This window comes from Mesorhizobium sp. KACC 23794 (assembly GCF_052180275.1).
Classification (GTDB): domain Bacteria; phylum Pseudomonadota; class Alphaproteobacteria; order Rhizobiales; family Rhizobiaceae; genus Kumtagia.
Map to the genome: position 1 here is coordinate 3,476,420 of NZ_CP197465.1, position 24,710 is coordinate 3,501,129.

26 protein-coding genes are annotated in these 24,710 nt (G+C 64.0%); 11 read left to right on the forward strand and 15 right to left on the reverse strand.

The window, feature by feature from the left end; all coding sequences use genetic code 11:
- Positions 1-3: 3 nt before the first annotated feature.
- The 6 genes from ACSBOB_RS16990 to ACSBOB_RS17015 form a co-directional block, all read right to left on the reverse strand.
- Positions 4-1,620, reverse strand: a complete 1,617-nt coding sequence (locus ACSBOB_RS16990; RefSeq protein ID WP_442583557.1) for a GMC family oxidoreductase — start codon at positions 1,618-1,620, stop codon at positions 4-6.
- 251 nt (positions 1,621-1,871) lie between these two features.
- A complete protein-coding gene (locus tag ACSBOB_RS16995; protein ID WP_442583558.1) occupies positions 1,872-2,432 on the reverse strand; it encodes a hypothetical protein in 561 nt (186 codons plus the stop codon).
- A gap of 62 nt (positions 2,433-2,494) precedes the next feature.
- A complete protein-coding gene (locus ACSBOB_RS17000; RefSeq protein WP_442583753.1) occupies positions 2,495-2,920 on the reverse strand; it encodes an HIT family protein in 426 nt (141 codons plus the stop codon).
- A 285-nt stretch (positions 2,921-3,205) separates the two neighbouring features.
- Entirely contained in the window at positions 3,206-4,432 is a 1,227-nt protein-coding gene (locus tag ACSBOB_RS17005) for a GNAT family N-acetyltransferase (RefSeq protein WP_442583754.1), read from the reverse strand.
- Between the two features lie 47 nt (positions 4,433-4,479).
- Positions 4,480-5,208, reverse strand: coding sequence for a glycerophosphodiester phosphodiesterase (locus tag ACSBOB_RS17010; RefSeq protein WP_442583559.1), 729 nt, complete (start codon positions 5,206-5,208; stop codon positions 4,480-4,482).
- A gap of 10 nt (positions 5,209-5,218) precedes the next feature.
- Positions 5,219-5,683: a RidA family protein gene (locus ACSBOB_RS17015; RefSeq protein ID WP_442583560.1), complete on the reverse strand. Its 465-nt coding sequence runs from the start codon at positions 5,681-5,683 to the stop codon at positions 5,219-5,221.
- A 138-nt stretch (positions 5,684-5,821) separates the two neighbouring features.
- Between ACSBOB_RS17015 and ACSBOB_RS17020 the strand changes: the two genes are divergently transcribed.
- Together ACSBOB_RS17020 and ACSBOB_RS17025 are read left to right on the forward strand one after the other, a co-directional pair.
- Complete coding sequence (locus ACSBOB_RS17020; RefSeq protein ID WP_442583561.1) at positions 5,822-6,646, forward strand: cell envelope integrity EipB family protein; 825 nt, start codon at positions 5,822-5,824, stop codon at positions 6,644-6,646.
- A 176-nt stretch (positions 6,647-6,822) separates the two neighbouring features.
- Positions 6,823-8,085, forward strand: coding sequence for a hypothetical protein (locus ACSBOB_RS17025; protein ID WP_442583562.1), 1,263 nt, complete (start codon positions 6,823-6,825; stop codon positions 8,083-8,085).
- A 220-nt stretch (positions 8,086-8,305) separates the two neighbouring features.
- On the opposite strand, the gene ACSBOB_RS17030 is transcribed toward ACSBOB_RS17025, so the two are convergent.
- Positions 8,306-9,259: an IS110 family transposase gene (locus ACSBOB_RS17030; RefSeq protein ID WP_442583563.1), complete on the reverse strand. Its 954-nt coding sequence runs from the start codon at positions 9,257-9,259 to the stop codon at positions 8,306-8,308.
- A gap of 296 nt (positions 9,260-9,555) precedes the next feature.
- Positions 9,556-10,053, reverse strand: a complete 498-nt coding sequence (locus tag ACSBOB_RS17035; protein WP_442583564.1) for a GFA family protein — start codon at positions 10,051-10,053, stop codon at positions 9,556-9,558.
- A gap of 83 nt (positions 10,054-10,136) precedes the next feature.
- Between ACSBOB_RS17035 and ACSBOB_RS17040 the strand changes: the two genes are divergently transcribed.
- Positions 10,137-10,460, forward strand: coding sequence for a TfoX/Sxy family protein (locus ACSBOB_RS17040; protein WP_442583565.1), 324 nt, complete (start codon positions 10,137-10,139; stop codon positions 10,458-10,460).
- Between the two features lie 4 nt (positions 10,461-10,464).
- Here the strand turns inward: ACSBOB_RS17040 and ACSBOB_RS17045 are convergent, their stop codons facing one another.
- From ACSBOB_RS17045 to ACSBOB_RS17065, 5 genes are all read right to left on the reverse strand, one after another.
- Positions 10,465-11,382, reverse strand: coding sequence for a pseudouridine-5'-phosphate glycosidase (locus ACSBOB_RS17045; protein WP_442583566.1), 918 nt, complete (start codon positions 11,380-11,382; stop codon positions 10,465-10,467).
- A complete protein-coding gene (locus ACSBOB_RS17050; protein WP_442583567.1) occupies positions 11,372-12,355 on the reverse strand; it encodes a PfkB family carbohydrate kinase in 984 nt (327 codons plus the stop codon). The genes ACSBOB_RS17045 and ACSBOB_RS17050 overlap by 11 nt, the downstream gene beginning before the upstream one ends.
- Positions 12,356-12,517: 162 nt before the next feature.
- The gene (locus ACSBOB_RS17055; RefSeq protein ID WP_442583568.1) at positions 12,518-13,378 is read right to left on the reverse strand and encodes a hypothetical protein; all 861 of its coding nucleotides are present in this window, start codon (positions 13,376-13,378) and stop codon (positions 12,518-12,520) included.
- A 507-nt stretch (positions 13,379-13,885) separates the two neighbouring features.
- Entirely contained in the window at positions 13,886-14,545 is a 660-nt protein-coding gene (locus ACSBOB_RS17060) for a hypothetical protein (RefSeq protein ID WP_442583569.1), read from the reverse strand.
- 93 nt (positions 14,546-14,638) lie between these two features.
- Positions 14,639-16,171 (reverse strand): acyl-CoA carboxylase subunit beta, encoded by a 1,533-nt coding sequence (locus ACSBOB_RS17065; protein ID WP_442583570.1) that lies wholly within the window; start codon positions 16,169-16,171, stop codon positions 14,639-14,641.
- Positions 16,172-16,437: 266 nt separating this feature from the next.
- Between ACSBOB_RS17065 and ACSBOB_RS17070 the strand changes: the two genes are divergently transcribed.
- Positions 16,438-16,866, forward strand: coding sequence for a VOC family protein (locus tag ACSBOB_RS17070; RefSeq protein ID WP_442583571.1), 429 nt, complete (start codon positions 16,438-16,440; stop codon positions 16,864-16,866).
- Between the two features lie 316 nt (positions 16,867-17,182).
- On the opposite strand, the gene ACSBOB_RS17075 is transcribed toward ACSBOB_RS17070, so the two are convergent.
- The gene (locus ACSBOB_RS17075; RefSeq protein WP_442583572.1) at positions 17,183-17,623 is read right to left on the reverse strand and encodes a VOC family protein; all 441 of its coding nucleotides are present in this window, start codon (positions 17,621-17,623) and stop codon (positions 17,183-17,185) included.
- A gap of 224 nt (positions 17,624-17,847) precedes the next feature.
- Between ACSBOB_RS17075 and ACSBOB_RS17080 the strand changes: the two genes are divergently transcribed.
- From ACSBOB_RS17080 to cysE, 4 genes are all read left to right on the forward strand, one after another.
- The gene (locus ACSBOB_RS17080; protein ID WP_442583573.1) at positions 17,848-18,441 is read left to right on the forward strand and encodes a cold-shock protein; all 594 of its coding nucleotides are present in this window, start codon (positions 17,848-17,850) and stop codon (positions 18,439-18,441) included.
- A gap of 24 nt (positions 18,442-18,465) precedes the next feature.
- The gene (locus ACSBOB_RS17085; protein ID WP_442583574.1) at positions 18,466-18,984 is read left to right on the forward strand and encodes a DUF192 domain-containing protein; all 519 of its coding nucleotides are present in this window, start codon (positions 18,466-18,468) and stop codon (positions 18,982-18,984) included.
- 21 nt (positions 18,985-19,005) lie between these two features.
- Positions 19,006-19,779, forward strand: coding sequence for an alpha/beta fold hydrolase (locus tag ACSBOB_RS17090; protein ID WP_442583575.1), 774 nt, complete (start codon positions 19,006-19,008; stop codon positions 19,777-19,779).
- A gap of 165 nt (positions 19,780-19,944) precedes the next feature.
- A complete protein-coding gene (gene cysE, locus ACSBOB_RS17095) occupies positions 19,945-20,793 on the forward strand; it encodes a serine O-acetyltransferase (RefSeq protein WP_442583576.1) in 849 nt (282 codons plus the stop codon).
- 62 nt (positions 20,794-20,855) lie between these two features.
- Here the strand turns inward: cysE and ACSBOB_RS17100 are convergent, their stop codons facing one another.
- The gene (locus tag ACSBOB_RS17100) at positions 20,856-21,404 is read right to left on the reverse strand and encodes a hypothetical protein (protein WP_442583577.1); all 549 of its coding nucleotides are present in this window, start codon (positions 21,402-21,404) and stop codon (positions 20,856-20,858) included.
- A gap of 261 nt (positions 21,405-21,665) precedes the next feature.
- On the opposite strand from ACSBOB_RS17100, the gene ACSBOB_RS17105 reads away from it, so the two are divergent.
- From ACSBOB_RS17105 to ACSBOB_RS17115, 3 genes are all read left to right on the forward strand, one after another.
- Positions 21,666-22,298 (forward strand): ATP-dependent Clp protease proteolytic subunit, encoded by a 633-nt coding sequence (locus tag ACSBOB_RS17105; protein ID WP_442583578.1) that lies wholly within the window; start codon positions 21,666-21,668, stop codon positions 22,296-22,298.
- A gap of 298 nt (positions 22,299-22,596) precedes the next feature.
- Entirely contained in the window at positions 22,597-23,868 is a 1,272-nt protein-coding gene (gene clpX / locus ACSBOB_RS17110; protein WP_396645178.1) for an ATP-dependent Clp protease ATP-binding subunit ClpX, read from the forward strand.
- A 76-nt stretch (positions 23,869-23,944) separates the two neighbouring features.
- Positions 23,945-24,679, forward strand: coding sequence for a CatB-related O-acetyltransferase (locus tag ACSBOB_RS17115; protein ID WP_442583579.1), 735 nt, complete (start codon positions 23,945-23,947; stop codon positions 24,677-24,679).
- The last annotated feature ends 31 nt before the right edge of the window (positions 24,680-24,710 follow it).

Genomic DNA, 24,710 nt, shown 5'->3' on the forward strand with positions numbered 1-24,710 from the left:
TGCCTATTCATTGTCTTCCAAAATCATCGCCGCGCCCTTCTCCGCCACCATGAAGGTCGGCGCGTTGGTGTTGCCCGAGGTGACGGTCGGGAAGATCGAGGCATCGACCACCCGTAGGCCGGCCAGCCCGTGCACCCGCAGCCGGTGGTCCACCACGGCGTCGCGGTCGTCCGGCCCCATCCGGCATGTGCAGGAGGCGTGGAAGACGCTGCCGGAGCGCGCCCGGATATCGTCCACAAGTGCATCCTCGTCGACGGCGGCAGGACCGGGCAGCATCTCTTCGGCGGTCAGCTCGCGCATCGCCGGCTGGGCGGCGATGCGGCGGATCAGGCGGACGCCGGCCAGCAGGCCCCGCATATCGTCTGGGTCGGAAAGGTAGTTGGGCTCGATCACCGGCGGCGCGAAGGGATCGGGCGAGCCGAGCGCGACGAAACCCCGGCTCTTCGGGCGGCATTGCGATATGCCGATGAAGAAGCCCGGAAAAGGATCGGGCAAGGTTAGCCGCCGCACGCCCGGCTTCGGCTTGCTGTAGCTGACCGGTGAAAAATAGAGCTGCATGTCGACATCGGGCAGCGCGGGATCGGTGCGCACGAAACCGCCGGCCTGGTTGACGCTGAGCGACAGCGGCCCGTCGCGGAACAGCAGGTAGCGCAGGCCGAGCCTTGCGCGCCCGAGCCAGCCGCGCAATTCGTGGTTCAGCGTCGGCTTGCGCGACCGGTAGAGGTAGTCGATGCCGAGATGGTCCTGCAGGTTTTCGCCGACCGCCGGCAGGTCGTGGACGACCGGCGCGCCATGGCGCCGGAGCAGGGCGCCGGGGCCGATGCCGGAATGCTGGAGCAGCAGCGGCGAATTGACGGCGCCCGCCGACAGGATCACCTCGCGACCGGCGCGAACCGTCAGCTTTTGGCCGGCCAGGACATAGTCGATCCCGACCGCACGGCGTCCCTCGAACAGGACGCGGGTCGAGAAGGCGCCGCTCACGACCTTCAAATTCCGCCGCCGCATGGCCGGCGCGAGGAAGGCGGTCGCCGACGACGCCCGCATGCCGGACTTCGTAGTGATCTGGTAGACTCCGACACCCTCCTGCCGCGCCGCATTGTAATCCGGCGTTCGCGGATAGCCGGCCTGCTCTGCGGCGGCCAGAAAATCCCGGCAGAGCGGATGAACCTGCGCCGCCGGATCGATGACGCTCAGCGGCCCGTCGCGGCCGCGCGCGGAATCAGGCGCGCCATGGAACGTCTCGAAGGACCGGAAATACGGCAGTACATCGTCAAAACCCCAGCCCGGATTGCCGGCCGCCTTCCAGTCGTCAAAATCCCGCCGCTGCCCGCGCACGAAAACCATGGCGTTGATGGAACTCGACCCGCCGAGGATTTTTCCGCGCGGCCAGTAGCTGGAGCGGCCGTTCAGCGCTTCCTGCGGACCAGTCGAATACATCCAGTTGACTTTTGGATTGTAAAAACTGTCGCCATAGCCGATCGGCATGCGGACCATGAAGCGCCGGTCGCTGCCGCCCGCCTCCAGCAGAAGCACGGTGAACTTACCGGATGCCGTCAGCCGGTCGGCAAGCAGGCAGCCGGCCGTGCCGCCGCCGACGATGACGAAGTCGAAACGCTCCATGCCGAATACCGCTGGCCAACCGATCCTGCCAGCGTGACATAGAACGCCCGCGTCCACCCGTGGCCAACCATTCCCGGCAAAAGATCAAGCCGCTTGAGATGGGGCACGGAACGGGCGGAGAGCTTCCGTCAACGCATGGCGGGGCTGGTAGTCATTGTCGGCGAGCGACCACGCCCAGTCGCGGAAGGGCTAAGAAGGGAAGTGGTTAGCTTGGTTGGCGTCGGGCGCCCGGTCGATACAGGAAGTCGATTTTATTGCCGTCTATGCCCGAGATAAACGACGCCATGCATAATGATGGTATTCAGAAAATCGTCATTGGACGAGATGATTCGCTTGGATACATGAATATTTCTTATGTCCTGGCGTTTAATTAATTTGCATTTTCTTTTGATTATTCCCGATATCGTTTTGTATACAGCGATCAGGTTGGGGTGCGGAGAAATATGTTCTCCATTTGCTCTGGTATAAAATGAAATATATCCAATACTAAGATATATCAATCTCTCTGGATTGGCGTCGACTGAGTACGAACGTATTCTAATATGCCCGTCGCCCTCGCGGTCGGAAAACTGATGCCACGTGACCTCCCTTCGATAGACGATGAGTTTTGGCTCGTCGGTTGCAAACGACTCCATTTTCACCGCCATATTATTGGATGTCTTGGCAACCGCCCTCGAAATGTTGGTCTGGTCTAGGTACTCAATCTTTTCGTCTGCAGTCATGTCGAAAGCAATTCTGGCGCCCATTTCCACCAGTTCGACAAGTATCTCTGTCAGGTCGTCTTCTGACAGGTAGGATTCAGTTTCAGCCACCCGAGACTCCCCGCCTTTGTCCGCTGCCGACAGGCAGCCCGATGACGATTAGGAAGCTATTCTTAAGCAAGCGCCTGCCGAATTTTTTCTGCATTCGCCGCCAGCACCTCAGGCTTCTCCATCTGCCCGGTATGCGGCTTCAGCGCCACGCCATCGAAGCGGGGGATGATGTGGAAATGGAGGTGGAAGACGACCTGGCCGCCGGCCGGCTCGTTGAATTGCTGGACCGTCACGCCGTCCGCAGAAAACGCCTTCACCACCGCGCGGGCGAGTTTCTGGGTTGTGACTACCACCGCCGCGAGGCTGTCCGGCGCGACGTCGAGAATGTTGCGCGACGGCTCCTTCGGAATCACGAGGCAGTGCCCTTCGCCCCGCGGCATGATGTCCATGAAGGCGATGGTTGCGTCGTCCTCGTAGAGTTTGTGGGAGGGAATCTCGCCGCGCAGGATTTTGGCGAAGACGTTGTCGGGGTCGTAGGCGGCGGTCATGGCAGAACCTTCGGGCAACGGGGAGCGGTGTTTTTGGCAATAACGAATCGCGCCGCCGGCCGCCAGCCGCAACCATAATGCCGCGGCAATGTTTCGGGCTGTGGCGCGAAGCATTTCCGCACCGACGCGCAGAGAGTCGCGGCGAAAAGCAGCCCGGAATGAAGCCAGGTGCGGTGAAACACAGCCGTCTCTCTGCCAAGAGGCTGGAAAACAACGATCTTCCGGACTTCACGGATTTTCGGAACTGCCGAAACGATGCCCTACGGGGGACTGGTGCGCTCCTTGCTATTCCCGCTCAAGCTCCTGATTTTCCTTGCGGAACGGCGTGTGGTGCTCGAAATATTCGCTGGTGCGCGCCACTTCCTGCCGCTCGCGCCTGAGATAGTCGTCGACCGCGTTGCGCAATCCGGGATGGGCGATGTAATGCGCCGATTGCGTCGTCACCGGACGATAGCCGCGCGCCAGCTTGTGCTCGCCCTGGGCGCCGGCCTCGACCACGCGAAGTTTTCTTTCGATCGCAAAATCAATGGCTTGGTGGTAGCAGACCTCGAAATGCAGGAACGGATGGTCTTCGATGCAGCCCCAGTTGCGCCCATAGAGCGTGTCCGATCCGATGAAATTGATTGCGCCCGCGACATACCGCCCGGCGCGCTTTGCCATCACCAGGAGGATATCTTTTCCCATCCGCTCGCCGATCAGCGAGAAAAATCTGCGGTTTAGATAGGGCCGTCCCCATTTCCGTCCCCCGGTGTCCGTGTAGAAACCGAAGAAATCGTCCCATGCCCTTTCCGTCAGGTCGCTACCGGTCAGCCGGTCGATGGTGATGCCGGCGGCCACCGCCTCGCGCCGCTCCTTCTTCAGCGCCTTGCGTTTGCGCGATGCCAGCGAGGCCAGAAAATCGTCGTAGTTCAGATAGTTGTCGTTGAAGAAGTGGAATTGCTGGTCGGTGCGGCGCAAATATCCCGCGTCGGTCAGGGCCTTCATATCCTCATCATTGGCGAAGGTGACGTGGGCCGACGAAACGCCGAGCCTGTCCGTCACCGCCCGCAATCCGCCGGCTAGAGTCTTGCGCGTGGAATCTTCGTCAAGCCCTTGACGAACAAGCAATCTCGGTCCTGTCGCAGGCGTGAACGGCACCGAGACCTGCAATTTCGGGTAATAGTCTCCGCCGGCCCGTTCGAAGGCGTCGGCCCAGCCCTGGTCGAACACGTATTCGCCCTGGCTATGCGACTTCAGATAGGCCGGCACGGCTCCCAGGAGGGCGCCCTTGCCATCCTCCAGCCGCAGGTGGCTTGCCTGCCAGCCGGTGCGGGCGACGGCGCAGCCGGATTCTTCGAGGGATCGAAGAAAGTCGAAGGAAAGGAATGGGTTGTACCCAGAACCTTCGGCGCGATCGCGGGTGGTTCCGGCGAGGTTTTCCCATTCCGTCCGGGAAAAATCGCCCATCGACCCGGCGATGCGGATCGTATGGCCGGTGGCGGAAGCGTCGCCGCCGTCTGTGCTGCGCTGCATCATCGCAATGTTATGTGCACTGCGAAAGCGGCGCGGCAAGGGCCATTTCACGCAAGCCCAACCTTTTGCGGTTCGAAACCCTCGAAGGTCATTTGGTCGGCGTGCTCGAAACTGTGCCTGACCGCCGCCTGGTCGCGCACCGTCCAGCTGATCACCGGCATGGAGAGCCGGTCGCGGACGAAGCTGACGAACGGGTTCGGCAACTGCTCGACGGCGTAGGAAACAAAGGAAATTCCGTAGGCCAGCATGGAAAAATGCGCCTCGATCTCCTGCTGCTGGTGTCCCCAGGCGGTCAATCCTGAAGGCACGCCGGGCATGTATCGCGGAAAATCGCGGATCAGCCAATGGTCGAACGACATGATCGCGACCTCGCCCTTATAGCCCTTCAGAAAGGCCCCGACCTTGGCGACAAGACCCTCGTCGTGGCCGGGAATGCCCTTGAGTTCGATGACGATCGGCACCCGGCCCGCGACGAAATCCAGCATTTCCCTGAGCGTCGGCGCATGGTCCTTCGTCCCGCCGATCCGCAGCGCGCCGAACTCGGCGGCTGTCTTCTGCCAGACAAAACCTTCCTGTCCGGCAAGGCGGCGCAGGTCGTTGTCATGGAAAACGACGACTTCTCCGTCCAAAGTCAGGTGAACGTCGCACTCGATCGCATAGCCGTTGTCGATGGCGCGGCCGAATGCCGAAAGCGTGTTCTCCCAGATATTCTTGTTCAGGTCATGATAGCCGCGATGCGCGATCGGCCGCTCGGTCAGCCATGAAATATCATTCATGATCAAGGCCTTATGCGACTTCGATGATGGCTTCGATCTCGACCGGCGCGTTGAGCGGCAGCGACGCCGTGCCGACCGCCGAACGCGCATGTTTTCCAGCGTCGCCAAGAACTGCGACGAGGAAATCGGAGGCGCCGTTGGCAACCAGGTGCTGCTCGGTGAAATCGGGCGCCGAGGCGACGAAGACGGTGATCTTCACGACCTTGCCGATGGCTTCGAGCGAGCCGAGCGCGGCCTTGGCCTGCGCCAAAATGTTGATCGCGCAGTATTTTGCGGCTTCCTTGCCGGTCGCCACGTCGACGTCACGGCCGAGCAGGCCGCTGGCGACCAGCTTGCCGTCCTTCAACGGGAGCTGGCCGGCGGTGAAGACCAGATTGCCGCTGCGCATGAAAGGCAGGTAGTTGGCGGCGGGTGCCGCGGCGACCGGCAGGACCACGCCGAGTTCGCCCAGCCGCTTTTCGATTGTGTCGCCCATCGTCATTCCTTATCTCTATCTTCAAGCAGGTCGTTTCGAGGCAGGAACCTGCAACTTTTGCCTCGCTTCCGCCATGACTTTTTTAGAAGTATCGGCCTAAATCGAGGGCTGTTCTTGTCGGACCGATCGGAGTTTTTCATGCGCGCATCGCGCCTTGTCGCCCTTGCCTCCATCGGAGCCTCCGCATTTGCGGCGACTTCAGCGCTCGCCGCCGCGCCGCTGATCTCGCATCGCGCCGTCTACGACCTCGCACTCGACAAGGCATCCGACCGCTCCGGCATCACCGGCCTGCAGGGCCGGATGGTCTATGAGTTCAACGGCTCGCCCTGCGAGGGCTATACGGTCAATTTCCGCTTCGTCACCCGCATCGACACGGGCGAGAATTCGCGCGTGACCGACCAGCAGACCACGACTTTCGAGGACGGCGGAGGCAAATCCTTCTCCTTCGTCACAAAATCCTTCACCGACCAGGCGCTCGAGAAGGAGCTGAAGGGCACGGCGACGCGCGAGGCCGACGGCCTGAAGGTCGAGATCGACAAGCCGGAGAAGAACAGCATCGACCTGCGCAAGACGCAGTTCCCGACGCAGCACCTCGAGGAACTGATCAACAAGGCCAACACCGGCGAAACCTTCTACGAAACCAATCTCTTCGACGGCTCGGAGAATGGCGACAAGGTGATGACCACGACGGTCATCGTCGGCAAGAAGACGGACGCCGCCGCCAACGATCCCGAGCTCGGAGCCCTGAACAAGCTTGCCACGGACAAGTACTGGCCGGTCGACATCGCGTATTTCGATGAAGCCAACGATGGCGGCGAAGAGGTGCCGGAGTACCGGATAGCCTTCAAGCTGCACGAGAACGGCATCACCCGCGACCTGACGATGGACTATGGCGACTTCTCGATGACCGGCAAGCTGGTCAACCTGTCGGTGTTCGACACGCCGCAGCAGACCTGCAAATAGCTTTTGCGGGCACGCCTGCTTGGGCCGTTTCCGCATCGTCTCGCCGGGCCTGCCGTTCGCAGGACGTGAGCCGGTGCTCTTGAACCGGCGCGGATAGGGGGCGGCGTGTGGGGGAAAAGCAGAACCGTCTCAACACTTTCGTCGCGCCGAGACCCAATCGTTTTCTGATCAGGCTGATGACGCCCGTGAACCGGGCGCTGATGCTGAAGGGCCTTCCGCTGCTGCGCGACGTGCCGGTGCTCAACCGCGTCGCCGGCATCCGCAGCATCGCCAATGTGCGCCATATCGATTTTCCGGATGCCGACAGGGCGCGGCTGGCGGCGGTGTGCGGTGAGCGCAGAGCGACCTTCCTGACGCCCAACCATCCGGAGTTCTTCACCGACTGGATGATCGACAAGGAGATCGTATCGAAGGTCGCGCCGCTGACCGCCTCCTGGGCGACCAACAGTGTCGTCAACGGTCTCGGCGGCCTCGCGCAGAAATTCTGGCTGGCCAACAATCTGATCGCGCAGATTCCCGGCAACAGCGACAGCGCCCGCCGGCATTCGGTCGACTGGGCGGTGCAGGGCAAGGGCGTGCTGCTGCATCCGGAGGGGGCCGTCGGATGGCATGGCGACTGGGTCGCGCCGCTGCTGCCCGGTGCCGCCGAGATGGCGGTCGCGGCGCTGGCGCAAGGGCGCGTCGCCGACCCGGCATTCGAGGCGTGGATTGCGCCCGTCGTCTGGAAACTGGTGTTTTTGCACGATGCCGACGCCGGATTGCGGGCCGAATGCGCCTATGTCGAGCAGCGGCTGTCGATTGAAAACATTGATCGCGATGCTACTCCGGCCGATCGCGTCTACGCCATATACGAGGCGCTGTTGGCGCGCGACGAGGCGAAAGCCGGTGTGGCCCCGGACCGCGCCCAGCCTGTCGCCGGGCGGCTGGAAGCGCTGATCGTGGATTTTTCCCAAAGGCTTGCGGACCTGATCGGAACCACCGCCGTGCCGGGCCGTCCCGAATTGCTGCGCGCCGCCCGGCGGTGGCTGCGAAGCTCAAGCGGGGACGGTGCGACGACGGCTCAAGCGGTCAAGACCGCCGCCGATACCTTGCAACGGCTGTGCCGCCTCGGGCCGTTCGCCTGGGCAGACCCGACCATGACGCAGGAGCAGGCGGCGGAACACATCAAGCGCATCCGCAACGATTATTGCGCGGGCACTTTCCGCGACAATCTGAACCGTTTCGTGCCGCAGCCGGTCGGCCCGCGCCGGGCAATCATCCGCGTGCCGGCGCCGATCGCCGTGCATGATTTTCGCGGGGATGCGGAAGGGATGATCGATGAACTGCGCCGGCGGCTGCAAAGCGCGCTGGACGGCATCAATGCCGATCTGAGCAACGCCGGCGGATTGCGCAGCTATCCGAATCCGTTTTTCGATCAGTCAGGGTTTGGAATTTTTTAGGTGCGTCCTTCGAGGCTCGCCCGCCCAAGGTAATTTGTATAGCCTCCGCCGTCGTGCGGACTCGCACCTCAGGATGAGGACTGTCAGTACTGAGCGCCGAATGGAGAGGCCGGCGCGGATCTCCGCAGCCGACAACATCGTCACCAGGTGAGCGATCAAGAGTGCAGCCAAGCGGTTCAGATTAAGCCTTTGCGCCTACGGTCCTCATCCTGAGCAACCATTAAGTGCTGGCTTGTTTTGCGACCCATGGTGTTCCCCTTGCGAGGACGGTGTTGACGAAGATGACGAGCTTCCTTGCGCAGGCGACGAGGGCGCCCCTGTGGGGTTTGCCGTTGGCGACGAGGCGTTTGTAGAAGGCGATGAGCTCGGCGTTCCAGCGGAAGGCGGCGGGCAGGGCGGCGGCATAGACGCTCTTGGCCAGGCGCTTGCGACCGCCGGCGACATGGCGCTGGCCGTGGCGTCCGCCGCTGTCGTCGTCATAGGGAGCGAAGCCGACAATGGCGGCGGCGGCCTCGCGGTCGATCTGGCCGAGTTCGGGGGCGCGCACCAGGAAGGCGATTGCCGTGGGTTCGCCGACGCCGTCGACGCTCATGACCAGCTCGAGGCGGCGGGCGAGATCGGCATGGGCGCGCAGGATGCCGCCCAGCCGCTTGAGTTCGAGCGTGCGCCAGGCCACGAGCCGGGCGATCTCGCGGTCGAGCCTTCTGCGGCGCTGAGCGTCGCGCACGGCCTCGCGCCGGGTCTTGAAGCGGGCGATGTCCTCCCCGATCTGGTCGATCAGGGTAAGGTGCTCGGCAAGCGGCTCCAGCCTGGGATCGGGCGCGGCATGCACGATGTCGACCGCCGCCGCGCAGGCCGCGATCAGCGCCGCGTCGATACGGTCGTTCTTGGCCCGCTGCAGCCTGAAGCCGGCATAGGCGCGCACCTGCGCCGGCTGGAAGCGGATGACCGTAAAGCCGGCCGCGCGCAAGAACGCCACGACGGCGCTCTCGTAGCCGCCCGACGCCTCGATGCCCACCCGCTCGGCCCCGTGGCCGCGCAGCCAGCCCGACAGCCGCTTATGCCCGGCCGCGTCATTGTCGACCGTCAATTGCTCCTCGACGCCGGTCAGCGCCACGTCGAGCTTCTGCTTGCCGGTATCGATGCCGGCCACCTTCATGCTAGACTTGTCCATCTTCCTCGACCCTGCCTTGGGATGCGAACCCAAGGTTCATTCAACCATCCGGGTCCGATGAAGAGCCGGCCGCGATCGCGCTCAGGAACAGCCCTCAAGGCTTGGGTGCGAGCGATCCGACGGCCGGCGGTGCGGCCCGGGTGGCCACCCGGGCCGCACCGTCCCCTTCACGGAACACCCAAACAATACACAATCTCGCTAATACAAGGCGCGAGCCCGCACGACGCTGAAGATGCAACGCCAACTTGCGCGGGCGAGCCTCGAAGGACGCACGATCGGGATGATGAGGCGCTGCGCTAATCCACCCAGACGCCGTGTTTCCTGTGCCAGTCCGCGATCGAATCCTCGGGGTAGAGGTCAAAGCTCCTGTCGCCCTCGCGGATGTTGGGCTCGACCCAGGAAGCCTTGTATTTCAGCATGATGTGGACACGCTCGGGCGCCTTGGGCAGGTCGGTGTCGACGGCCGAGGCGAAGGGGTGCACCAGGTCCGGCCATGTCGGATCGTAGAGCCAGAGGGCCGAGCCGCATTGGTTGCAGAAGCGGCGTTCGCCCGTCGAGACCTCGCAGCGCGTGCGTTCGTCGTCCTCGATCTTGGCGCGGTAGAGGCCGAGGTTTCGCTGGCCGGTGACCTTCAGCGTCTCCGATACCGCGCCGAGGTTGATCGCATATCCGCCGCCGCCCTGCTGCTTCCGGCAGATCGAACAATAGCAGAGCATGAAGGGGACGGGCGTGTGGCTCTCGACTTCGAAACCGACGGCGCCGCAGCGGCAGGAACCTTTGAGAAGAAGGGGCAAGGCATGTCTCCTGTTGCGGACCTCGCGCATCCGCCGGCCGGGACGGCGATGACAGATGCGAAGGCCGATGTCATAATACGCCGATGGACAACGACGCCATCGCCGACCTGTTTTCCCGCCTCGGCCCGATAACGATCAAGCGGCTGTTTGGTGGCAAGGGCATCTATTTCGAAGGCGTGATCGTCGCCATAGAACTGCGCGGCGAACTGATGCTGAAGGCCGATGCGGAAGTGGCCGCGGAGTTCGAGGCGGCAGGCTGCACGCAGTGGGCCTATACGGGCTCGCGCCATGGCAAGCGCGTGGCCATGCCGTACTGGACCGTGCCCGACGACGCGGTCGACGATCCCGATGAAATGGCGCGCTGGGCGCGCAAATCCTATGAAGCCGGGCTGCGGGCGGCCCGCTGATCGGTCAGAGCGCCTTCGCGATTCTTGCCGCCAGCCGGGCGTTGTTCTCCACCAGCGCGATGTTGGTCTTCAGGCTCTCGCCGCCGGTGAGGTCCAAAATGGTCTGCAGCAGGAAGGGTGTCACCCGCTTGCCCGAAACGGCCTGCATGGTCATCGCCTGCTGTGCCCTCGCAATGTAGCCGGCCATGCGTTCCGCCGGGATCTCGTCGGCCTCCGGCACCGGATTGGCGATCAGCATGCCGCCGTCGAGCCCGAGCGCGCGGCGGGTCTTGAAGAAATGGGCGATGGCCTCCGGCGCGTCGAGCCTGAGCGGCGCGGGGTAGGGCGAGGTGCGCGACCAGAAGGCCGGCATCACGTCGGACCCGTAGGCGACCACCGGCACGCCGCGTGTCTCCAGCACTTCCAGAGTCTTCTCGATGTCGAGGATTGCCTTGGCGCCGGCCGACACGACGATGACCGGGGTGCGCGAAAGCTCGTCGAGATCGGCCGAGATGTCGAAGCTCGTCTCGGCGCCCTTGTGCACGCCGCCGATGCCGCCGGTGGCGAACACCGAGATGCCGGCGAGCCGCGCCGCGATCATGGTTGCGGCGACGGTCGTGCCGCCGGTGCGCCGCTCGGCGACCGCGAAGCCGATGTCGGCACGCGACAGTTTCATGGCGCCTTGCGTTTTCGCCAGCGCTTCGCGCTCGATAGGCGACAGGCCGATCTTTATGCGGCCGTCGATGACCGCGATGGTCGCCGGGGTCGCGCCCTCATCGGCGATGATACGCTCGACATTCTCGGCCATGCGGCTGTTGTCGGGCCAGGGCATGCCGTGGGTGATGATGGTGCTTTCCAGCGCCACCACCGGGCGTCCGGCCGCCAGCGCCTCGGCGACCGGGGCGAAAATGTCGATATGGGCCATGGCCGTGTCAGGCGACATAGGTCTCTCCTTTGTTCGGCGCCTCATGCCGGGCTTCGGCCGGCGGGACAAGGGCCAGCGCGGCGTCGAAGGCGGAGCGGGGGAGCACAGGCGCCGCGTCGGCGCTTTCCAGCGCGAGCAGCGCCGCCGCCATGCCCTCGCGCACCGCATCGACAAAGGCCACGTCCCGCATCAGGGCAGCCGCCGCCGCGCCGGCAAGCGCGTGGCCGGCGCCGGTCACGTCGCTTATTGCACGCGGGGCAGGCGGCGTGATCGAAAACAGCGTCTCCCCGTCGAGCGCCGCAACCGGACCGGGTCCGTTGGACAGGACGGCGCGCCTGAGACCGAGCGCCTTCATGGCATCGAGCATTACTGGCGCGGGCGCATCGGGGCCGAGCCCGGTCAGCGCGCCGGCCTCGCGCATGTTGAGGAACAGGCAGGCAAGCGCCGGCAGCATCGCCCTCAGCCGCAAAACTTTGGCCGGCGAGATGGCGATGGCGAATATGGGTTTTTCGCCGGCGAGTTTCGGGATGCGGGCGAGCGCGTCGGCCGAGAGATTGGCGTCGGTGAAAACAGCGTCGGCTTCGGCCACGGCGGACCGCACCGAGGCGCGGCGCAACTGCTTGCCGAGGGCGAGTTCGTAGAGACCCATGTCGGCGAGTGCTGCAATCACGTCGCCCCGGCGGTCGAGCAGCGCCGTGTAGCTCGGCGTGCGGCGGTCGAGGAAGGTGACGGAAAGATCCTTTATGCCGGCCGCCGCGATGGCGCGGGCGACCGTCTCGCCCGCCGCGTCGCCGCCGCGCACCGACAGCAGCCGCCCGTCGACGCCGCGCTGCACCGCGTTGCGCAGCGCGTTGAAGGTGCCGCCGCCGACATCCTCGCGCATCGTGCCGGGGTTTGACGCGCCCGGTACGAAGTCGACGCTCATCTGGCCGCGCCGGTCGATATGTGCGCCGCCTATGCCGAGGATGGTCTTTTGCCTGCCTGCGCTCATGCCGAACGATTCTCGATGGATCCGCCGGGACCTAAGCAGGTTCGGCCGGCTTCGCCAACCGATGGGCAATGCTGCTTGCTGTGCAGCACGGATCGCCGCCAGGCCGCGAAAAATCCGCGCCGGCCGTCGATGCTTCGCTTGTGATGTCCGGCAACGCCGTCATCAGGACGTGTCCGGCTTCTCCATCGCCCACAGTGCCAGCCCGTGGACGACCTCCAGCACGTCCTGAACCTCATGGGTGGATTTTGGCCGCCAGCCCGGAGGGCGGCCGGGCTTTAGTGGCCATATCCGCTGGAACCTCGCCGGCTTGCCGGTTCGTTTGAATGGCGCGATCCCGGCGTCTTGGCGTTGTGCCTCCATGGCGATAGCCTCCGCCGCCCGCGCCCGCCAGCGGGCAAAGCGTTTTGCCTGGCCCGGAAGGTCGTCGAGGGCAGCGGTCAGCGATTGCAGGCGCAAGGCGATGCGCGTCGCGTCGACCGGATCGTCGCCGGGCAGGCGTCGGAACGGCATGCCGGACGGCGCGCCGCTGGCCGCCGCCGGCCACGGGCGGACGCTCCAGGGCCGCAGCGGATCGAACAGCGGCAGGCTGGGTTTTTTCGGGCGGGCGGCGCGGATCTCGGCGGCTCGCCGGGCCGCAGCGATGCGCCTGAGTTCAGCGCGCGGCACGGTGACGGCGATGCCAAAACCGCGCAGCAGCGGCTCGATGGGTTTCGGCTTCGGTTGTTGCGGACGCGGCGGCGGCAAGGTCACCACCAGGCCGCGCGCCGCCACGATGATCAGCCGCCGCACCGCCGCCTCGGCCGGTCGCAGCAGTTTTGCGATGGCGCGATGCAGGTTACGGGGAAGGGTAAGCGCCGGGGACAGTTTACTTTTTTCGGCCCGCACGACTTCTGGACTGCTTAGGCCTTCCTGCCGAAAGAAAGTAAACTGTCCCCCAGCGCCAAGCCCGGCCATGGCGACGAGCATGGCCAGCACACGCTTCAGCGCTTCCCGGTTCTTGTCGACTGCCGCATTCCAGTCCATCGCTGCTTCCTTCCAGCACAGGCGATGGGGATTATCGCTGTGATCGGAGAGACGGGGAAATTATTCGGGAAAATGATCCTGACGGATGCTGACAGGGATGGCGGCTGGGAGATCCGCGAAGAGGCTTTCTCTTGCAATTCCAGCATCATACCGAGTGCACCTTACCTCGACTGTGGGCGCCGCCCCTCACTGTCCTGCCGGACATCTCTCCCCGTAAGAACGGGGCGAGATGGCCAGGCTTCACCGATTTCGCCAACCTTGACCGTTGGAGATTTGCGGAGAGCGTGCGGCAGGCTGTCCTCGCCCCCGTCCTTCACGGGGAGGTCCGAAGGACGCCGGCAGGCAGGTGAGGGGCGGCGCGGAGGGTCGAGATTTGAAGCATCCGCGAGCGCGGCAGCTTCGTTTGCCGCGTCCTTCTCGGCGAACCGCACCAAAAATGCATCGGCCGGGCCATCCGCCGGCCAAGCCGGTCCGACCTGCCCGGTTGCGTCGACACAGGCCCGGGTATCAACCTTGCACGGTTGTCGCGGGACATGCCGCCGTCGCCGGTGCAACGGCAGCCGGATGCTGCGGTCTGGCGGCTGCCGCCTGCGAGGCGGCCTGCACCGCGCCGGTCGTGGCAGGCGCCGATGGGACCGCGGGGGCGGCCGTTCGCGGCGGCCGGATTTTCGCGACCTCGCTGCCGTAGACGGCAGCGACGACCTTGTCCTCCAGGCCGGCGGTCAGCGCTTGCTCGGCCTTGCCGGGATCCTGGGAGGCCGCCTGCACCGCGCCGATCACACCGTTGATGGCGTAGGTGTCCAGGGCGATCACCCGTGCGTCGCCGTCGACCTTGCCGGTCGCCTTGTCGACCGACCGCACGGTTCCGGTCATGCGATTGGAATCGCCGACCAGCAGCGACAGGGCAGGGTCCTTGAGGTGATACTCGGCGATAACCACCGACACGCATTTCTCGGGGCCGGTCTTCGGCATCGCGGCAAAGCGGGCGCGGAGATTGTCGCGCAATCTCGGGGCGACAGATGGCGGAACGTTTTTGGACTGGTATTGCACCGATACGTCGACGATTTCAGCGTCATGAATGCTGGCATAGATACCCTTGGTCTGGCAGCCCGCCGCAACCAGGCAGACGCCGACCACAGCGGCTGCCTTCAATACCGTCCACATCATGAGTGATTCTCCCTCGCCGGGAGGAACTGTATTGTATTGGTTTGTATTCGGACAGTCTTGTGCGAGACGCGGGGCAGGATTTGCCGGCGCGCGTTACAACGGAATGTTGTCGTGTTTCTTCCAGGGGTTCTGCAGGTCCTTGTTGCGCAGCATCCGGAGCGCGCGGGCGACGCGGCGGCGGGTCGAGTGGGGCATGATCACCTCGTCGATGTAACCGCGCTCGGCGGCGACGAAGGGCGACAGGAAGCGGTCCTCGTAAGCTTTTGTATGCGCGGCGATCTTGTCGGCGTCGCCGATGTCCTTGCGGTAGATGATCTCGACCGCGCCTTTTGCGCCCATCACGGCGATCTGCGCGGTCGGCCAGGCATAGTTCATGTCGCCGCGAAGATGTTTCGACGCCATCACGTCATAGGCGCCGCCATAGGCCTTTCTGGTGATCACGGTGATCTTCGGTACGGTCGCCTCGGCATAGGCAAACAGCAGCTTTGCACCGTGCTTGATCAGCCCGCCATATTCCTGCGCCGTGCCGGGCAGGAAGCCGGGCACGTCGACGAAGGTGACGATCGGGATGTTGAAGCAGTCGCAGAAACGCACGAAGCGCGCCGCCTTGCGCGAGGCGTCGCTGTCCAGCACGCCGGCCAGCACCATCGGCTGGTTGGCGACGAAACCGACGGTGCGGCCTTCGATGCGGCCGAGGCCGGTAACGATGTTTTTTGCAAAACTCGGCTGGATCTCGAAGAAATCGCCTTCGTCGGCGGTCTTCAGGATCAGTTCCTTGATGTCGTAGGGCTTGTTGGCGTTGTCCGGGATCAGCCGGTCGAGCGACATGTCGTGGTCGGTGACCGACTGGTAGCACTCGATCTCGGGGAGGTCCGACGTGTTGGAGGCGGGCAGGAAGTCGACCAGCCGGCGCATCTGCAGCAGCGCCTCGACGTCGTTGTCGTAGGCGCCGTCGGCGATCGAGCTTTTTGTGGTGTGCACCGAGGCGCCGCCCAACTGCTCGGCCGTGACCGTCTCGTTGGTCACGGTCTTCACCACGTCCGGGCCGGTGACGAACATGTAGCTGGTGTCGCGCACCATGAAGATGAAGTCGGTCATGGCCGGGGAATAGACGTCGCCGCCGGCGCAGGGGCCCATGATGACGGAAATCTGCGGGATGACGCCGGAGGCGAGCACGTTGCGCTGGAAGATTTCCGCGTAGCCGCCCAGCGCCGCGACGCCCTCCTGGATGCGGGCGCCGCCGGCGTCGTAGAGGCCGATGATCGGCGCGCGGTTGCGCAGCGCCATGTCCTGCACCTTTATCACCTTCTCGGCATGCGCCTCCGACAGCGAGCCGCCGAACACGGTGAAATCCTTGGCGAACAGATAGACGGGGCGGCCGTTGATCGTGCCCCAGCCGGTGACGACGCCGTCGCCGGCGATCTTTTGTCCCGCCATGCCGAAGTCGGTCGAGCGGTGCTCGACATACATGTCGAACTCCTCGAACGAGCCTTCGTCGAGAAAAATGTCGATGCGTTCGCGCGCCGACAGCTTTCCGCGCTTGTGCTGGGCGTCGATGCGGGCCTGTCCGCCGCCGAGCCGGGCGATCTCGCGGCGGCGGGCGAGTTCCTCAAGGACGTCCTTCATTGCAGATCCTCCCGGTGGGGCACGTATGCGGGGCAACGCTTGCCACCGAGGTTTTGGGTGTAGCGGCACCATTTTGGCAAGGCAAGCACTTCGGGATTGCCGACAACGGCTTCGATTTTTTATGGTCGTGCCATCGATTGTTTTTTCAATTCGCCGTGTCGGATTTCTACAACGGCGTTCGTCCTTGCGGCGTATCGATCAATCGGCGCGCGGCCGCGCGACCACGCGAGGCCCAGATGGGGCGAGCAGAAAAGAGGAAAGCTGGAATGCCAAAAATGATCTTCGTCAACCTGCCGGTGACCGACCTGCCACGCTCCATCAAATTCTACGAGGCGGTCGGCGGGACCAAGAATCCGCAGTTCTCCGACGACGCGGGTGCCTGCATGGTGTTTTCGGAGACGATCTTCGCCATGCTGCTGACGCACGACAAATACAGCAGCTTCACGGCGCGGCCGATCGCCGACGCGCATAAGACCAGCCAGTTCCTGATCGCGATTTCGGCTGGAAGCCGCGACGAGGTCGATGCGGTGGTGGCGCGCGCGGGCGCGGCGGGCGGCACGGCCGATCCCAATCCGAGCCAGGACCACGGCTTCATGTATGGCCGCAGCTTCGAGGACCCCGACGGCCATGTGTGGGAGGTGTTTTGGATGGACCCGGCCGCGGTGGCGGGCGGAGAGGCCGCCGCGGCCGCCTGATCGGCAGACAGCAGCCTGATACCAAAGGTTGCTTGTTTTGACTGTCTGCGCCGCCCCTCATCGCCCTGCCGGGCACTTCTCCCCGTAAAGAACGGGGAGAAGTCGGCTGTCATATCCGTCTTCGCCAACCAGCATTGCCGAAGAGATTTGCGAAGACGTCGGAGCTGGCGGCCCTCTCTCCGTCCTTCACGGGGAGAGGGTGCCGGCAGGCGGGTGAGGGGCCGCGCGGACGGTCAATACAACACCAGTTGATGTGAGCTTGCCGTATCGGGTGTGAGCCGTCCTTTCGACGGCCCTTACCAACCCGTTTTCAGCTTTACCACACGCCGGTGTTCGGCATCGAAAGCCACGGCTCCTGCGGCGGCAGCGGGTCGCCTTCCTGCAGCAGTTCGATGGAAATATTGTCGGGCGAGCGGACGAAGGCCATGTTGCCGTCGCGGGGCGGGCGGTTGATCGTCACGCCCTTGTCCATCAGCCGCTGGCAGGTCTCGTAGATGTTGTCGACCTTGTAGGCGAGGTGGCCGAAATTGCGGCCGCCGGTATAGACTTCCGGATCCCAGTTGAAGGTGAGCTCCAGTTCGGGCGCGCGGCTGGCGGCTGAAGTGCCCTTGTCCTTGGGCGCGGCGAGGAAGATCAGGGTGAACCGGCCCTTCTCGTTCTCGTGGCGGCGTACCTCCACCAGGCCGAGCTTGTTGCAATAGAAGTCGAGCGAGGCGTCGATATCGGTGATTCGCACCATGGTGTGAAGGTAACGCATTGTATTCCTTTCCTATTCAAGCCGGGATGCGACGCTGGACCGAGACCGGCCGATGACGCGCAGATACCAGTGTTTTATGCAAGTGTTGCCGTTACGCGATGATAGCCGGCAATCCGCCTGCGCCAAGGTGAAAAAATGGCAGATCAGGCCTTGCACTGGCCCGAACGGGCGATGTTATTCTGTGCCAAGAATCACGTGTGTTTTGTCAGGAAAGGTGCGTTCGGATGGGGGACAAAGCCTCTTCGATGGGGCGAGGCTTGGAAATCGGCGACGCCCTGCAGCACCTCGACGGTGACGAGGTTCAAGGTGTGGTCGAGGTCTCGGGCGCCATCAAATGGTTCGATGTGGCCAAGGGATATGGCTTCATCATGCCCGACGAGGGCACCGGCGATGTCCTTCTCCATGTAACGTGCCTGCGCCGCGACGGTTTCCAGACAGCGCATGAGGGTGCGCGGGTCGTCTGTCTCGCCAGGAAGGGCGAGCGCGGCATGCAGGCCTTCCGCGTCGTCAGCATGGACAATTCGACCGCTGTGCATCCGGCCGAGATGCCGGAACAGCGCACGCATGTCAGCGTCACCGCCGAGAGCGGGCTGGAGCGCGCGCTGGTCAAGTGGTTCAACCGCACCAAGGGTTTCGGCTTCCTGACGCGCGGCGAGGGGACCGAGGATATCTTCATCCACATGGAGACGCTGCGCCGCTACGGGCTGGCGGAACTGCGGCCGGGCCAGGTCGTGCTGGTGCGGTTCGGCCGCGGCGACAAAGGCCTTATGGCCGCCGAAATTCATCCCGATATCGGAACCCTGCCGTCTTCGCACTGACGTGCGGACACCAACGGAGTTCCGATGCCCCGCAAGCCGTGGATTTTCGCCGGAACCGCGACATTGGTCGCGGCGGCGGTTGCTTTTTTCTTCTTTTTCCAGACGACGATCACCGCGACGAGCCAGGCGCAGAGCCTGCCGGTCGACTCGACGCCGCTGACCGCGATCACGTCGTCGGGCGTGAAATCGTTCAGCATCGAAGTGGCTGATGATCCGGCGGAACGTTCCACCGGGCTGATGTTTCGCGAGACCATGCCCGAGGATCGCGGCATGCTCTTCGTCTTCGAGCAGACGCAGCCGGTCGGCTTCTGGATGAAGAACACGCCGCTGCCGCTCGATCTGATCTTCATCGCCCAGGACGGAACGGTGCGGGCGATCAAGCAGGGGGAGCCGTTTTCCGAAGCGACGATCTCGCCGGGCGTTCCCGTGCGTTTCGTGCTGGAGGTGAAGGCGGGCATAGCGGCCAAGGCGGGCATCGTCGCCGGCACCGAACTGCGCCACCCCGCGATCAATCACGCGGCTGGCGCCAGCAATCCCGGCTGACATCCAGGCAACGAGGCGAGATTGACGACATTTTTCCAGCACGAGGGTTTCGACCTCGCTTACGTCGATCGCGCGCCCCAGGGCGAAGGGGCGGCCGAGCCGATCCTGCTGGTCCACGGCTTCGCCTCCAGCCTGCAGGTCAACTGGGTCAACCCCGGCTGGATGAAGACGCTGGCCGAGGCCGGTTACCGCGTCATCGCCTTCGACAATCGCGGCCACGGCCAGTCGTCGAAGAGCTATGAGCCGGCGGACTATACGCCTGAGAAGATGGCGGGCGATGCGGCGGCCTTGCTGCGCCACCTGGGGATCGGCCGGGCTCACGTCATGGGTTATTCCATGGGGGCGCGCATTTCCGCCTTCCTGGCGCTGGCCGAACCGGCGCTCGTCGCCACGCTGGTGTTCGGCGGGCTGGGGATCGGCATGGTCGACGGCGTCGGCGACTGGGATCCGATCGCCGAGGCGCTGTCGGCCCCCGACCCGTCGCTGATAACCCATGAGCGCGGAAAGACATTCCGCATGTTCGCCGACCAGACGAAGAGTGACCGGCGCGCGCTTGCGGCCTGCATCATGACGTCGCGGACCTTGCTGACGGAGGACGAGATGGCGCGCATCGCGCAGCCGACGCTGGTCGCCGTCGGCACGAAGGACGATATCGGCGGCTCGGCGGCCGAGCTTGCGGCGCTGATGCCGAACGCCGCGGCGTTCGAAATCGTGGGCCGCGACCATATGCTGTCGGTCGGCGACCGCACTTTCAAGAAGCGGGTCCTGGAGTTTTTGGCCGCCCATCCCCTCTAGGAATCCAGTCTGGAAATCCGGAGGATCGCCGGAAGCCGCTGCCAAGGGTTCTTGAAAAGCCGCCAATCCAATCCATTTGACGAGAGGGTGAAGAAATTTGAGTTCAAGCGCGCTCTGTTCGGGAGTATAGAGGCGCGCGAAGCTCGGCCGGGACGGAGGCATTCGATGAGCACGATGAACCTGATGAAGCCGACTGCAGTGCAGCCGGTCGATCCGATCTGGAGTTCGGTGCGCAGCGAAGCGCTCGAAGCGGTGTCGCGTGACCCGCTGCTGTCGGCCTTCCTGTATTCGACGATCATCAACCAGGAGACGCTGGAAGACGCGGTGATCCACCGCATCGCCGAGCGTCTCGACCATGCGGATGTCGGATCCGACCTGATCCGCCAGACTTTTCGGGCCATGCTGCTGGAGACGCCGGACTGGGCGACCACGGTGCGCGTCGACATCCAGGCCTATTACGACCGCGACCCGGCCTGCGACCGCTTCCTGATGCCGGTCCTGTATTTCAAGGGATTTCACGCCATCCAGACCCACCGCCTTGCGCACTGGCTGTGGAACAAGGGCAGGCAGGATTTTGCGCTCTATCTGCAGAGCCGGTCGTCCGCCGTCTTCCAGACCGACATCAATCCTGCCGCGAGGATCGGCAAGGGCATCTTCGTCGACCACGCGACCGGTCTCGTCGTCGGTCAGACGGCGGTGATCGAGGACGATGTCTCGATCCTGCACGGGGTGACATTGGGCGGCACCGGCAAGGCCGGCGGCGACCGGCATCCAAAAATCCGCTACGGCGTGCTGATCGGCGCCGGCGCAAAGATTCTGGGCAATATCGAGGTCGGCCATTGCTCGAAGATCGCGGCCGGATCGGTCGTGCTGTCGCCCGTGCCGCACAACAAGACGGTAGCGGGCGTTCCCGCGCGGGTCGTCGGCGAGACCGGCTGCGATCGTCCGTCGAGGCAGATGGACCAGTTCCTGCCGTCGCAGACGATGGACCACGTCATCAGCTTCGACATCTGAATGGGATAGGGGCGGACCTGCGCCGCCCCGTTCTTCCATGGATCATGCGCCCGGCGTTGCGATCAGCCGCAATGGCGGCGGATTTTCACGCGCTTCCAGCCGGTGGTGCCTTCGGCGACCAGCACCTTGCGGGCAACCGTGCGGTAGGTTGCCGGCACGTCGACGACGCGCCGCTGCTCGGGCTGGAGGACGACCTGCTCGAGTTCGTAGCCATATTCGGCGGGGATGACGACGCGGCGCTTGTATTCCGGCTGCACGACGACGGTCTCGGCGACCTGCTCGTAGCGCGCCTTGTGCTTGATCTTGCACAGGACCTTGCGGCCGTTGATCCAGCGCCACTCCCACGAATAGCCGCCATCGGCGACCTTCACCGTGCGGTAGCGTGTCTGCACCACCGCCGGCACGATCTGGTAGCTGACCTGCTCGGGCTGCATGAGCACCTGGCGCTTGCGCGTGCCGTAGATCGCCGGCGTCGTCTCGACATACTGGCTGCCCGGATTGACCAGTTCGTTCTCATAGACGGTGTCGTAGACCGGCGCCGTCTGATAGGGTTCATAACAGGCGACAGCCTTGCCGCCGGCGAAAGACTCTGAAACGGCTGCGAGCATCATAGAACCCGCGACCGCTGCGCAAAAAACAGGCTTGAAAGCCATCACTTACCCCTGACACGCCTTACCGCAACTGATCGTGTACATTAGTGAAGGCTGCGTCGCGGGAAAGTGGAATTTTAAGATTTCGTTAACGGGCAAGGTTACTTTGCCGCTTCGAATGGTCGGCCTTGCGCAAGGCGGAGGCGGCATCCTATCTACGGAACAACGAAACGCAGCACGATTCCGCCTGGGAAGGCGATTCACCCAAACAACGGACGCCCGATGAAGAACCCCGTCGAAACCTACATGAACCTCGTGCCGATGGTGGTCGAGCAGACCAATCGCGGCGAGCGCGCCTACGACATCTTCTCGCGGCTGCTCAAGGAACGCATCATCTTCATCACCGGTCCGGTCGAGGACGGCATGGCGACGCTGGTCTGCGCGCAGCTGCTGTTCCTGGAAGCCGAGAACCCGAAGAAGGAGATCAACCTCTACATCAACTCGCCGGGCGGCGTGGTGACGTCGGGTATGGCGATCTACGACACCATGCAGTTCATCAAGCCGGCGGTGTCGACGCTGTGCATCGGCCAGGCGGCGTCCATGGGCTCGCTGCTTTTGACGGCAGGCCACAAGGACATGCGCTTCGCCACCCCCAACGCCCGCATCATGGTGCACCAGCCCTCCGGCGGCTTCCAGGGCCAGGCCTCCGACATCGAGCGCCACGCCATGGACATCGTCAAGCTGAAGCGCCGCCTCAACGAGGTCTACGTCAAGCACACCGGCAAGCCCTATGAGGAGATCGAGCGCACGCTCGACCGCGATCACTTCATGACCGCCGACGAGGCAAAGGATTTCGGCCTTATCGACAAGGTCATTTCGAGCCGCGAGGCGGCGGAAAGCGCCCAGCAGGGATAATGCGGACACGTCCGACACGCGCGGCCGATGACACTTTTTTGACGCGGACTGCGGCAATTCGGACACATTTTGCTGTTCCCTCGACGGGGCGCGCGACCTACGTTAAACGTATGTTGAGTTTCGACGGCTTAGCTTCGCGTGCAATCAGGGCGACCGCAGCCGCACCTTCTGAAATGGGTTTCGTGCGGAAGCCCCGTATGCGCCAAACCGCTGGCGTTGGGGCGTTTCCGCGGCTAATACTCGATGCCGACGCTTGGCCGCTTCGCCGGCGAGGCGGCACTAAAAGGACTTGGATATTATGAGCAAGGTCAGTTCCGGCGGCGGCGACTCCAAGAACACGCTGTACTGCTCGTTCTGCGGCAAAAGCCAGCATGAAGTGCGCAAGCTGATCGCCGGCCCGACGGTGTTCATCTGCGACGAGTGCGTCGAACTCTGCATGGACATCATCCGCGAGGAGAACAAGACCTCGATGGTGAAGTCGCGCGAGGGCGTGCCTACACCGCAGGAGATACTGAAGGTTCTTGACGATTATGTGATCGGCCAGCCCTACGCCAAGCGCGTGCTGTCGGTCGCCGTCCACAACCACTACAAGCGGCTGGCGCATGCCACCAAGAACAACGACGTCGAACTGGCGAAGTCGAACATTCTTCTGATCGGCCCGACCGGCTGCGGCAAGACGCTGCTCGCCCAGACGCTGGCCCGCATCATCGATGTCCCCTTCACCATGGCCGACGCGACGACGCTGACCGAGGCGGGTTATGTCGGCGAGGATGTCGAGAACATCATCCTGAAGCTCTTGCAGTCGGCCGACTACAATGTCGAGCGGGCGCAGCGCGGCATTGTCTATATCGACGAGATCGACAAAATCTCGCGCAAGTCCGACAATCCTTCGATCACCCGCGACGTGTCGGGCGAGGGCGTACAGCAGGCGCTCTTGAAGATCATGGAAGGCACGGTGGCGTCGGTTCCTCCGCAGGGCGGCAGGAAGCACCCGCAGCAGGAGTTTCTGCAGGTTGACACCGCTAACATCCTGTTCATCTGCGGCGGCGCGTTTGCCGGGCTGGACAAGATCATCTCCGATCGCGGCCGGAAAACTTCGATCGGCTTCAGCGCCACCGTCGCTTCGCCGGAAGACCGGCGCACGGGTGCGGTGTTCCGCCTCGTCGAACCGGAAGACCTGCTGAAGTTCGGCCTGATCCCGGAATTCGTCGGCCGCCTGCCGGTGCTGGCGACGCTGGAGGATCTCGACGAGCCGGCGCTGATCCAGATCCTGACCGAGCCGAAGAACGCGCTGGTGAAACAATATCAGCGGCTGTTCGAGATGGAGAATGTCGAACTGACGTTCCACGAGAATGCGCTGTCGGCGATCGCCAAGCGCGCCATCGAGCGCAAGACCGGCGCGCGCGGCCTGCGCTCCATCATGGAAGCGATCCTGCTCGACACGATGTTCGAACTCCCGGCGCTGGAAGGCGTGCAGGAAGTAGTGATCTCGGAAGAGGTGGTGACCGGCAGCGCCCGGCCGCTCTACATCTATTCCGAGCAGAAGGAAAAGAAGGGCGCCACCGCCTGATACGGGTGCCTCGACGAGACCGGAACGGCGCCGCTTGGCGCCGTTTTTTTTGAAGGACGGGCAAGGGGGGCTGAGGATGGAGAAGACCTTCAGGATACTCTGCGCCGGGCAAGGTATCCACTTCGCCGCCACCACCTTGCTCTGGTCAAAGGCGGCGCTGGAATGCGAGCCTCCCGTAAATCTCGACGGCGAGGTCAGCATGAGCGGCTCCATTGGCGCCAACACCTATGTGCGCGCCGGGGGCAACCTTGGCGGCGTCCGGTCGATCGGCCGCTATTGTTCCATTGCAAACGGCGTGGTGATCGGCGGCGGCGAGCACCCGACCGACTGGATGTCGACGCATCCGTTCCAGTACGGAGGCGCCGCCGTGTCGCGGAAATGGTCCAGGAAGCCGGACCACGTCTATCTCAAGCCGCCGCGCGGCGCGGCCCAGGTGGTGATCGGCAACGATGTCTGGATCGGGACCAACGCCGTCATCGCCCGAGGCGTCACGATCGGCGACGGCGCGATCATCGGCGCGGGGGCGGTCGTGACCAAGGACGTTCCCGCCTATGCAGTGGCGGTCGGCGTGCCGGCCAAGGTCATCCGCTACCGGTTCGACGCCTCGACCATTGCCCGCATGCAGCGCGTGAAGTGGTGGGACTATACCGCCGACAGCCTGCTGGGCGTCCGCTTCAACGACGCTGCGCGGGCGCTGGACGACGTCGAGAAACGCATTGCCGCCGGCACGCTGGAGCCGATACCGGCCACGGTGATCCGTATCACCGGTGCGGGGACGTGCGAGGTAAAGCAGCGCAGCCGGCTTTGGTGAGCAAGCCGGCGGGACTTCTCTCCCGTAGCAG

Bases quoted from the DNA above. Each gene is read 5' to 3' on its own strand.
- ACSBOB_RS17115 (WP_442583579.1), top strand. From the start codon at position 23,945: ATGGAGAAGACCTTCAGGATACTCTGCGCCGGGCAAGGTATCCACTTC.
- ACSBOB_RS17100 (WP_442583577.1), bottom strand. From the start codon at position 21,404: ATGATGCTCGCAGCCGTTTCAGAGTCTTTCGCCGGCGGCAAGGCTGTC.
- ACSBOB_RS17060 (WP_442583569.1), bottom strand. From the start codon at position 14,545: ATGATGTGGACGGTATTGAAGGCAGCCGCTGTGGTCGGCGTCTGCCTG.
- ACSBOB_RS17070 (WP_442583571.1), top strand. From the start codon at position 16,438: ATGCCAAAAATGATCTTCGTCAACCTGCCGGTGACCGACCTGCCACGC.
- ACSBOB_RS16990 (WP_442583557.1), bottom strand. From the start codon at position 1,620: ATGGAGCGTTTCGACTTCGTCATCGTCGGCGGCGGCACGGCCGGCTGC.
- cysE (WP_442583576.1), top strand. From the start codon at position 19,945: ATGAGCACGATGAACCTGATGAAGCCGACTGCAGTGCAGCCGGTCGAT.
- ACSBOB_RS17015 (WP_442583560.1), bottom strand. From the start codon at position 5,683: ATGGGCGACACAATCGAAAAGCGGCTGGGCGAACTCGGCGTGGTCCTG.
- clpX (WP_396645178.1), top strand. From the start codon at position 22,597: ATGAGCAAGGTCAGTTCCGGCGGCGGCGACTCCAAGAACACGCTGTAC.
- ACSBOB_RS17005 (WP_442583754.1), bottom strand. From the start codon at position 4,432: ATGCAGCGCAGCACAGACGGCGGCGACGCTTCCGCCACCGGCCATACG.
- ACSBOB_RS17045 (WP_442583566.1), bottom strand. From the start codon at position 11,382: ATGTCGCCTGACACGGCCATGGCCCATATCGACATTTTCGCCCCGGTC.
- ACSBOB_RS17000 (WP_442583753.1), bottom strand. From the start codon at position 2,920: ATGACCGCCGCCTACGACCCCGACAACGTCTTCGCCAAAATCCTGCGC.
- ACSBOB_RS17065 (WP_442583570.1), bottom strand. From the start codon at position 16,171: ATGAAGGACGTCCTTGAGGAACTCGCCCGCCGCCGCGAGATCGCCCGG.
- ACSBOB_RS17040 (WP_442583565.1), top strand. From the start codon at position 10,137: ATGGACAACGACGCCATCGCCGACCTGTTTTCCCGCCTCGGCCCGATA.
- ACSBOB_RS17030 (WP_442583563.1), bottom strand. From the start codon at position 9,259: ATGGACAAGTCTAGCATGAAGGTGGCCGGCATCGATACCGGCAAGCAG.
- ACSBOB_RS17025 (WP_442583562.1), top strand. From the start codon at position 6,823: ATGACGCCCGTGAACCGGGCGCTGATGCTGAAGGGCCTTCCGCTGCTG.
- ACSBOB_RS17020 (WP_442583561.1), top strand. From the start codon at position 5,822: ATGCGCGCATCGCGCCTTGTCGCCCTTGCCTCCATCGGAGCCTCCGCA.
- ACSBOB_RS17105 (WP_442583578.1), top strand. From the start codon at position 21,666: ATGAAGAACCCCGTCGAAACCTACATGAACCTCGTGCCGATGGTGGTC.
- ACSBOB_RS17010 (WP_442583559.1), bottom strand. From the start codon at position 5,208: ATGAATGATATTTCATGGCTGACCGAGCGGCCGATCGCGCATCGCGGC.
- ACSBOB_RS17050 (WP_442583567.1), bottom strand. From the start codon at position 12,355: ATGAGCGCAGGCAGGCAAAAGACCATCCTCGGCATAGGCGGCGCACAT.
- ACSBOB_RS17055 (WP_442583568.1), bottom strand. From the start codon at position 13,378: ATGGACTGGAATGCGGCAGTCGACAAGAACCGGGAAGCGCTGAAGCGT.
- ACSBOB_RS17075 (WP_442583572.1), bottom strand. From the start codon at position 17,623: ATGCGTTACCTTCACACCATGGTGCGAATCACCGATATCGACGCCTCG.
- ACSBOB_RS17085 (WP_442583574.1), top strand. From the start codon at position 18,466: ATGCCCCGCAAGCCGTGGATTTTCGCCGGAACCGCGACATTGGTCGCG.
- ACSBOB_RS17080 (WP_442583573.1), top strand. From the start codon at position 17,848: ATGGGGGACAAAGCCTCTTCGATGGGGCGAGGCTTGGAAATCGGCGAC.